We start from the raw sequence: 305 nt of genomic DNA on the forward strand, positions 1-305 counted from the left end.
GCCATGTTCGCCGGCAGATGGGTGGCATTTTCCTGCCACTGGCCGACGCCCGAGCCGGCATCCATCATGATCAGGCGGTTGCCGAGCTTCAGGACCACGACAGTCAGCGGGATCGGCATGAACTCGGTGGTAAGCCCGGCTTTCGATAGCGCCTCCTTGGTATCCTCGATCGAGGCATTCTTGATGAAGGCCGGGTCATGCGGCTTTCTCCAGATGCCGTCGTAGATTGCCGTGATCTCGATATCGCCGACCTTGAATTTATAGAAGCCGACCGTCGGCTCCAGCGGTGTTGCAGCAAATGCCGG

The 305-nt window shown here is 59.3% G+C and carries 1 pseudogene; it reads right to left on the bottom strand.

Going from position 1 to position 305, the window contains the following annotated elements:
• Positions 1–305, bottom strand: a pseudogene (locus AF337_RS11060) (MBL fold metallo-hydrolase); the annotation flags it as partial.

The sequence above is a fragment of the Rhizobium ecuadorense genome (assembly GCF_001187535.1).
Lineage (GTDB): Bacteria > Pseudomonadota > Alphaproteobacteria > Rhizobiales > Rhizobiaceae > Rhizobium > Rhizobium ecuadorense.